The 8,321-nt window shown below is 39.6% G+C and carries 6 protein-coding genes and 2 pseudogenes; 5 read left to right on the forward strand and 3 right to left on the reverse strand.

Translation table 11 applies throughout. The features are described from left to right. Positions 1-666 (reverse strand): annotated as a pseudogene (locus tag QNJ66_RS25310) (hypothetical protein); the annotation flags it as partial. A gap of 973 nt (positions 667-1,639) precedes the next feature. Between QNJ66_RS25310 and QNJ66_RS25315 the strand changes: the two are divergent. The 4 genes and pseudogenes from QNJ66_RS25315 to QNJ66_RS25330 form a co-directional block, all read left to right on the forward strand. After that, positions 1,640-2,722, forward strand: a pseudogene (locus QNJ66_RS25315) (reverse transcriptase domain-containing protein); the annotation flags it as partial. 622 nt (positions 2,723-3,344) lie between these two features. Continuing rightward, complete coding sequence (gene ltrA, locus QNJ66_RS25320) at positions 3,345-5,027, forward strand: group II intron reverse transcriptase/maturase (RefSeq protein ID WP_300511439.1); 1,683 nt, start codon at positions 3,345-3,347, stop codon at positions 5,025-5,027. 92 nt (positions 5,028-5,119) lie between these two features. Further along, a complete protein-coding gene (locus QNJ66_RS25325; RefSeq protein WP_300511440.1) occupies positions 5,120-5,533 on the forward strand; it encodes an HNH endonuclease in 414 nt (137 codons plus the stop codon). 98 nt (positions 5,534-5,631) lie between these two features. Then, positions 5,632-6,132, forward strand: coding sequence for a DUF4330 domain-containing protein (locus tag QNJ66_RS25330; protein ID WP_300511441.1), 501 nt, complete (start codon positions 5,632-5,634; stop codon positions 6,130-6,132). 195 nt (positions 6,133-6,327) lie between these two features. Here the strand turns inward: QNJ66_RS25330 and QNJ66_RS25335 are convergent, their stop codons facing one another. Both QNJ66_RS25335 and QNJ66_RS25340 read right to left on the reverse strand, forming a co-directional pair. Next, entirely contained in the window at positions 6,328-6,552 is a 225-nt protein-coding gene (locus QNJ66_RS25335) for a hypothetical protein (RefSeq protein ID WP_300511443.1), read from the reverse strand. Positions 6,553-6,593: 41 nt separating this feature from the next. Next, positions 6,594-7,460 carry an NAD(P)-dependent oxidoreductase gene (locus QNJ66_RS25340; RefSeq protein WP_300511444.1) on the reverse strand — a complete coding sequence of 289 codons (867 nt, stop codon included), beginning with the start codon at positions 7,458-7,460 and terminating at the stop codon, positions 6,594-6,596. A gap of 249 nt (positions 7,461-7,709) precedes the next feature. On the opposite strand from QNJ66_RS25340, the gene QNJ66_RS25345 reads away from it, so the two are divergent. Further along, positions 7,710-8,252 (forward strand): hypothetical protein, encoded by a 543-nt coding sequence (locus QNJ66_RS25345; protein WP_300511445.1) that lies wholly within the window; start codon positions 7,710-7,712, stop codon positions 8,250-8,252. The last annotated feature ends 69 nt before the right edge of the window (positions 8,253-8,321 follow it).

Here is an 8,321-nt window from a genome sequence, read left to right on the forward strand (position 1 = left end):
TCCAGAACTTAACTGACAGTTTTGACATCCTGCTGTTTCATCTTTACTTCCTACATAACTAAATTCATGGTGACGGCGATTTTTCCAATCTTGTAACCATTCTTCATGGGAACTATAACCATTAGCTTCTAGTAAAAATTGAGAATTCCATAGTTTTCGAGAACCAAAGATAAGTTTTGGTTTATGAGTTTTGAGATAATTTAACTTAATTTCTAAGCGATGAAGTTTTCGCTTTTTATGATGTAGTTTAGCTAAACTGTTTGCTCTTGGTGTTTTCTTGTTAGGATCTAGAAAACAAGCTGGATAATCTTTTCTCTTATGAGAAGCTGTTTTTAAAGCCAACAATGGCTCTAACTTAACTCGATAAGTTAAATTTTTAATACTTTTCTTTAAGTGTTTAATCTTTTCAGTAATCTCTGATATTTGTAATTGATAGCATTCTTGACGAGATTTTATTTTCCCTTGTAGAAATATCCTAATGGAATTAAATTGACGAGCATTGATTCCATAAATTAGTTGATATTCTTTTTTTAGTTCTTTTAAAGATTTTCCTTGTTCTAAGTCTCGATAAAGTTGCCTAGAAATGGTACTAAATAATTGAGCGACATCAGCTAAAAATTCAAAAATTCCTGGTGGAGCTAAAGTGGAGTAGGTTGCTAGAGTCATATCTTAAATTTCCATCGTCATGTCTGGAGATTGTTCGACCATTGTTTGTTATTATGACTTCAAGCGACCTATAATAAGCGCAGAAAAGACTGTTATAATTTTTCATTCCTATTGCGCGCCTTTATCCGTACCGAGTAACTTGAGTCTTCTGTTTTATTAATAATAACAACTTCTCGGACTTAATGGATGGTTACTCAGAAATGGATAGTAAATTACTCATAAATTGATTCTAGATCACTTTATGAGTAAGATTAGGGAACTTTAGTTAAGTTTTTTGTAGCAGTCCACAAACCCGTAAATTCTATGAGTCAACTACCTCGATTCGCTATCGCTGAAATCGAGGCTTGAGGAATCCCTAGAAATAGGTTTACGGTACTCAAGGTAACAGTTGGTTAGGGCATAGAGATTTGGTGAGGCTAAACGTACGTGCGATTCGTTCTTAGGGAAATGGCTATACAGCCTATAAACTAAGGCTCTCAGGAACTAAACCCTGAATGATAACTGTTCTAACGATGTGGGTGAAAGTCCCACCGTCGAAGGCTACGATTGACTCAAACCTGACCACACTGACCAGACTCGGAACTCTGGAGGGTGAAGCTGGTAACAGGACACAATCAGACACCCCCTGCTTGGGTGACACTGGTGTTAAGGAGTCTCCACGATGAAACAGAACCTATAAAAGTAACTCATAGCCAGGCAAGGAAGCAGACAAGAAAACCTTGACCCCATCGGAGCTAAAAACCCATCATTCTTTGTACGTGGAAATGATAAAGCCAAGGGTTTCCGATAGTTAAATTTGGTTCCATCTAAAGAGACAATCAATCGACTGAACGGAACGAATAAAAACGAGTCTAGAGTCTCAGGAAATAGTCGAACCCTGAGTAGGCAAGACGAGATGCGGAACCCTCTAGATTCGGGTAGGACAAGGCGTAATTGCCTTGAGGCAAAGAGAAAACGATTAACCGAGGTGAACATGGTTAGACACAAAATCAAAGATTTTAGTGAACTCTGGAAGAACATTCCGTGGAAGAAATTCCGCAGAAACCTTTTCCGTCTCCAAAGAAGATTGTTTAAAGCCATTCAAGCAGAAGACACTAGACGAGCTAGGAACATACAAAAGCTTATTTTGAAATCCAAAGCTGCCAGACTACTCGCTGTCCGACAAGTATCACAGCTAAACACTGGTAAAAAGACCGCAGGAATAGATGGAGTAAAATCCCTCAACTTCAAGCAACGGCTCGCCTTGGCAGAAAGGTTACTCAAGGCACATGATTGGAAACACTCAAAGCTAAGAGAAATCCCCATCCCCAAAAAGGATGGAACAACCAGAATGCTCAAGGTTCCCACTATGGCAGACAGGGCATGGCAATGCCTCGTCAAATATGCCTTAGAACCAGCACACGAAGCCACTTTCCATGCCAGAAGCTACGGGTTCAGACCTGGACGCTCGGCACACGACGCTCAAAAGATTCTTTTTAATAACCTTCGCTCCTCTCTAAATGGGGCAAGCAAGAGAATACTTGAGCTAGACATTGAAAAATGCTTCGATAGGATAAACCACACCTCTATTATGGAAAGGGTAATAGCACCACAATCTATCAAGATTGGTCTTTGGCGATGTCTGAAGGCAGGGGTTAACCCAGAATTTCCAGAACAAGGAACCCCCCAAGGGGGGGTGGTAAGTCCACTATTAGCTAACGTCGCATTGGACGGAATAGAAGACATCCATAACTCAATCCGCTATGCGGACGACATGGTTGTAATTCTAAAGCCTAAAGACGATGCCGACAAGATACTCAAGGACATACAAGAATTCCTGGCAGTCAGAGGATTGAAGGTAAGCGAAAGAAAGACCAAGCTTCTCAAATCGACAGATGGATTTGATTTTCTAGGGTGGCACTTCAAAGTGCAATCCAACGGGAAGTTTAGATGCGTCCCATCAGAGGACAATTACAAAGCATTCCGTCAGAAAGTCAAGGAAATCGTCAACTGCTCGAATTATGGTGCTAAGATTAAGGCTGAGAAATTAGCCCCCTTAGTTAGAGGATGGCGAAACTGTGCGACGTGAAAAGTCGCATTCGATGAGTAGAGAGCCGTCTCTCTCTGGGGGACTTCTCCCCAGTCCTCATGTAAAAGACTCAGCAAAAGAGTCCGGTCACAACGGAAGTAAACAATGAACCTGTTGGGATGCAGACCACAAAAGCCACGCTTACTGACAGCCTAAATCAGTGGTGAAGGCAAGAGGAAGATCAGGAAGGATTAACGATAAGTGAACGACCAATCTAGCTCCGTTATCATCCGAAAGGTGAAATAAGGCTGAAACACCTTAGCCAAAAGGCACATAGCTGGTTGATGAGGGTAGTTACACTCAACAAAGAAGTCCAAAAGCTATCGGAGTATGAGTCGAATCCTAACCTTCTCGCAGGTCATCGAAAGCGAAACACGGTAAGCCCAATAGATTCTTTCTTAAGGTCGAAACAAGAAAGTAAGCCCAGAGTAATCGAAGCCTAAGTATCTAGGGGGTAAAGGAAGTCAGAAAAAGCGAATGTCACTTGCGTAATGCAGGGAATAAGGGTTGAGGTTATACACCAACATCACACCACCTGAAAATGGTAGCCTACTTCTGACAGGTTTCAAACGATAGACACGATTCAAAGAAACTGAACGGAGATTGAAAGATGGAAACCAATTTGGTTATCGGAGACTCCCGACAACTTAACGACTGGTCACAGATTGACTGGAAATCAGTCGTCAAGAACGTTAAGAATCTGAGGAAACGGATATATCGTGCCACACAGAACGGTCAGTGGAATAAGGTTAGAAGCCTTACGAAACTGATGTTAAGAAGCTTCGACAATTTAATTTTGTCTGTGCGAAAAGTTACCCAACTCAATCAAGGGAAACGAACAGCCGGTGTAGATAAGGAGGTAGCACTAACACCGAAACAACGGGTAAAACTCGTCCAGGAAATGGGGCAAATCACCTTATGGAAGGTTAAACCAACCAAAAGGGTATATATTCCTAAAGCCAATGGAAAACAAAGAGCATTAGGCATCCCCACTATCAAGAACCGAGTCGCACAAGCCATAGTTAAGAATGCCCTTGAACCTATATGGGAAGCCCAATTTGAGGCTAATAGTTACGGATTCAGAGTCGGAAGAAGTTGCCACGATGCCATAGAGCAATGTTTCCTACGCCTAAAAGGTAACAGAGACACATGGGTACTGGATGCCGACATTTCAGGATTCTTTGACAACATTACCCATGAAGCTATCCTAAAATCCATAGGAGAATTCCCTGCCCGAAACCTCATTAAACAATGGTTAAGAGCAGGATACCTAGACAAAGGAAAACTTCATGAAACGAAAAGCGGAACGCCACAGGGAGGAATAATTAGCCCCCTCTTGGCAAATATCGGTTTACACGGATTGGAAGACTTCTTAAAACAATTTAAGAAGAAGAACAAGTACGCAACCAAACTCGATAAATACGGATTCGTCAGATATGCTGACGACTTCATTGTAACCGCCACTTGTCTTGAAGACATAGAGGAAGTCCTACCCAAAATCAAACAATGGCTATCACAAAGGGGACTACAACTAAATAGAGAAAAGACCCGAATCGTGCATATCAACGAAGGATTTAACTTCCTTGGGTTTAACCTCAGACAATACAATGGCAAACTTCTCATCAAACCGCAAAAGGAGAAAGTTCTAAACTTCCTCAAAGAAGTCAGAGACTGGCTCAAACAAAACAAAATGGTGAAACAGGAAACCGTCATTGCACAACTCAACCCCAAACTTCGAGGCTTTGGAAACTACTATCGCTATGCCGTCAGTAAAGAAGTGTTTAGCTACATTAAATCTGAGACGTGGATAGCACTCTGGAGATGGGCAAAACGGAGACACCCCAACAAGAGTAAAAAGTGGATTGCCAACCGATACTTCAAAAGAAGGGGCAAAGGATGGGAATTTGCTTGTGATGTCAAAGACAGAAGAGGCAAAACTAAAGAAATTGGTCTATTCAACATAGCCAAAATCCCCATAGAACGCCACATCAAAGTAAAAGGAACGGCCTCCCCAGACGACCCCCAATTAACAGAATACTGGACAAAAAGAGCCACAAAATCTGGTAAAACCATCTGGGACAAAGGGTCAAAGTATTATCGCATAGCCCAGAATCAAAGATGGAAATGTCCTATCTGTGGGGAACACCTTAACAATGGTGAAGTTATCGAGACACATCACATAGTCCCAGTGGCAAAAGGTGGATTAGACGATATCGACAATCTCCAACACCTACACAAAACTTGCCACAAAGCGGTACACAGTGGTAAACGTACTGTGAAGACAGAGGCTTGAGCCGTATGATGCGAAAAGTATCAAGTACGGTTCTTAGGGGAGGGAGATACGGCGACGTATGCTCTCTTACCCGCCACCACAAGCATTGCAAAATGGACGGCTCTCGTTTTTCCTTATGGAAAACAGCACATAGAGCATTCAAAGTCTTCAATAAAGAAAAGAAACTGAACCGTTACACGGCAACAGAACTTGCCAAGAAGGCGTTCCCAGCAGTACCTCATAGTGAAAATCGTCATGTCAACGTCAAAGGGAATAAATCGCCTTACGACGGAGATACCGTTTATTGGAGCAAGCGGAACAGCAAGCTCTACGACGGAGCAACCTCTAAATGTCTGAAAAGACAAGACCATTCATGTGGACATTGTGGACTGAAGTTTACTGAGGATGAGAGTGTTCACCTTCATCACATAGACGGAAATCACAATAACTGGAAAACTAAGAACTTAGTAGCAGTACATCAAAGCTGTCACCAATATATCCACATGAGCAAGACTGGAAAAGTCTAATTTGTCGGGAGCCGTATGCGATGAAAGTCGCACGTACGGATCTAACTGAGAGGGGCGGAGCATAATAGCTCCCCTCGACTCAACCTAAAGGCCGTTTATTGGGAAAAATTAGTATCCTAGACTTAGGGGCTGCATTAGCGATATTTTTGGTCATTGTCGGTATTTTCGTGGTTCCTGGTAAGTCCGGAACCAGTACCATCGCTCAAGTTGCTAACAAACCCATCGAAGTTGATGTTATCGTTAGGGGTTTAGGAGTGAGCAACCCTGATGCACTGATTAACGAGTTTAGTGAGACGAAAAAGACGAATATCGTTATCCGTAATCAACCTTCTGGGGAGTTTGAGATTAAAGAGATTAAACCCCTTCCTCGAACCACTGTAGTTCCTCAACCGGATGGTTCTGTTAAAGCACTTCCTGACCCTAGACCAGAAGTTGTTTATTTTAAAGACATGATCTTAACTTTAAGAGGAAATGCACAAATTACCGATACTGGTGCAGTTGTTGGGCAACAAAAAGTTAAAATTGGTACATTAATTGAGTTAGAAGGAAAAGATTATAACTTTAATACCAGTACCATTGCTGTCAGAATTATGAAATAAAAACATCTTTATTTTTTGAGGATTAAGTCATGAACTGTTTTCAGTTTATGACTCTTTTTTTATTTTTATACAGCAATCAGGTTTGAGTTGTGAGAACATCAGAAGAAGGATTGAAAATTATTCATGAGTGTCAATTTAAGGAACGAGAAAATGTCATTGCGAGGAGGTAAAAGTTTTATTGAGGCTTAAATATTATTATTGATCATTAAATTTTTCTGCTAGTAAAGTTTGCAAAAAATTATCTAATTTTTCTTCTGGACAAGCTTCAATTAAAGCATAAAAAGCATCTAGTAATTTGGCAGAGATTTCACCATGAACAGCACTTAAACCCCAAACATCTTCTACCCAGTCTTGGGGTTCTGTTTCCTCAAAAATCATTCTTTCTAAGATTTGTTTTGCTTCTGTTTTAGAAATAGTCATACAATTATTTAGTAATGGTTTAAACAATGATGTTAATTAAGTTAACTCTTCTCTCTATTAATAGCAGAAAATAGAGCAGAATAATCACTATCCGATAATCCTAACTCCATTGTTTGTTGCATAATACTACGAATACCTTGTAAAATTTCAGTATTTAAGCCATTTTCTTCAGCTTGATTTAAGAATAAATTGACATCTTTTAATAAATGTTTGCTAGGAAAATTAGGATTATCAAAATTACGCTGCTGCATTCTATTTAACTTTTTATCAAAAGTAGGTGCATATAAAGCACTTTCTCGCAAAATATCCATAAATTTATCAACATCAACTCCTTGTCTTTCAATTAACCCTAAACTCAAAGCGAAACCACTGGTTAAGGATGCAATTAATTGATTCAAAGCTAATTTTAAAGCAGAAGCTGTACCAACTTCTCCAATGTGCTGCGGTTTTGAGCCAAATTGTTGCAAAATTGTTTTATATTCTTCAAATTGAGACAATTTAGACCCTACCATAACCAATAAAGTCCCTTCCTTCGCTTGAGGAATACTGCCCAACACAGGAGCTTCTAAATATTGCCCTCCCTGTTTTTCTACATCCTCTTGGATACTTCTGCTTTCATCAGGGGCGATGGTTCCCATTTGAATTATAGTACGGTTTTGTAGCTTATCCGCCGTTTCTGTGCCAAATAACACCTCTCGAATGGCAGTAGCATCCGTTAACATCAAAACGAGAATATCTGACCCTTGAACGGCTTCTAAGGGTGTTTGAGCAATTTTAGCCCCTAAAGCTTCTAATTCTTGGGCCTTAGTAACAGTTCGATTATAAACAATTACAGAATAATTAGCTTGTAATAACCTTTCTGCTAGGGGTTTACCCATTAATCCTATACCTAATACACCGATATTCATAATATTAATTAAGTGCCTGGACAAAAATAAACGTTAAAGTTGAGAAGAGGCAGGAGGCAGGACGCAGGAGTAAGGCTACAGCTATATTTACATAAGTTAATACAGTGCTGTTTACTTATGTCCGACTACTTAGTTGATTTTTTTGTTGTTGATCGTTTTCAATGGTAACAGTGGTAAAAGTCAGCTTGCCATTGTCCACTTTACCTCATTGATTGCATATTTTAAAGTATATTTTTAGGTTAATTAAGAATGATGGAATTTGTTGGTCCTGGATTGAATATTCTGAGTAAAGTTCTTCCTCTATTAACCAAGGAAAAAGATCCGTTAAAACAAGGTTATTATGTTTGTATGTCGGCTTATAATTTTGCCGTAAAAGAAGTATTGAAACAGGCAAAGGAGGACAAAAAATTAGAAGGTGCAGACTTTCGCGTACTTGAGGCAACTGATGAATTTATTAGTCCTAAGAACCTAGAAAATGTTAATATGTCGGGGTTTACTCTACAAGGTGCGCTGTCTCATTCTTTTATTAACTATGCAGATGAAACATTAAACAAACTTGCTCCAAATTATGGCATTAATACAACCCAGATTGATAGGTTAATGACAGACATTCATTCCTCTTTTTCAAGAAATTTACTGTTAGTATTAACTGATGCTAAAACAGCAGAAAAAGTTGAAGGGTTTAGAAACCTAATGATTTTAGATAATAGTCAGTTACAACTGCAAGAAGTTTTAGAGACTGTTTGTAAAGAAAAGATAAAGAAATTAGGCGGCACAGATTTGTGGTTATAAAACTATGGAATAAGTTTTTATGACAGTTTTATGAAGAGACGTTCTTATCCGTCAGATATAACAGATTCC

It is taken from the genome of Crocosphaera sp., from assembly GCF_030064895.1.
Taxonomy (GTDB): domain Bacteria; phylum Cyanobacteriota; class Cyanobacteriia; order Cyanobacteriales; family Microcystaceae; genus Crocosphaera.

Excerpts from the sequence above, each read along its gene's own strand:
- ltrA (WP_300511439.1), top strand. The coding sequence starts at position 3,345 with ATGGAAACCAATTTGGTTATCGGAGACTCCCGACAACTTAACGACTGG.
- QNJ66_RS25325 (WP_300511440.1), top strand. The coding sequence starts at position 5,120 with ATGGACGGCTCTCGTTTTTCCTTATGGAAAACAGCACATAGAGCATTC.
- QNJ66_RS25335 (WP_300511443.1), bottom strand. The coding sequence starts at position 6,552 with ATGACTATTTCTAAAACAGAAGCAAAACAAATCTTAGAAAGAATGATT.
- QNJ66_RS25340 (WP_300511444.1), bottom strand. The coding sequence starts at position 7,460 with ATGAATATCGGTGTATTAGGTATAGGATTAATGGGTAAACCCCTAGCA.
- QNJ66_RS25345 (WP_300511445.1), top strand. The coding sequence starts at position 7,710 with ATGATGGAATTTGTTGGTCCTGGATTGAATATTCTGAGTAAAGTTCTT.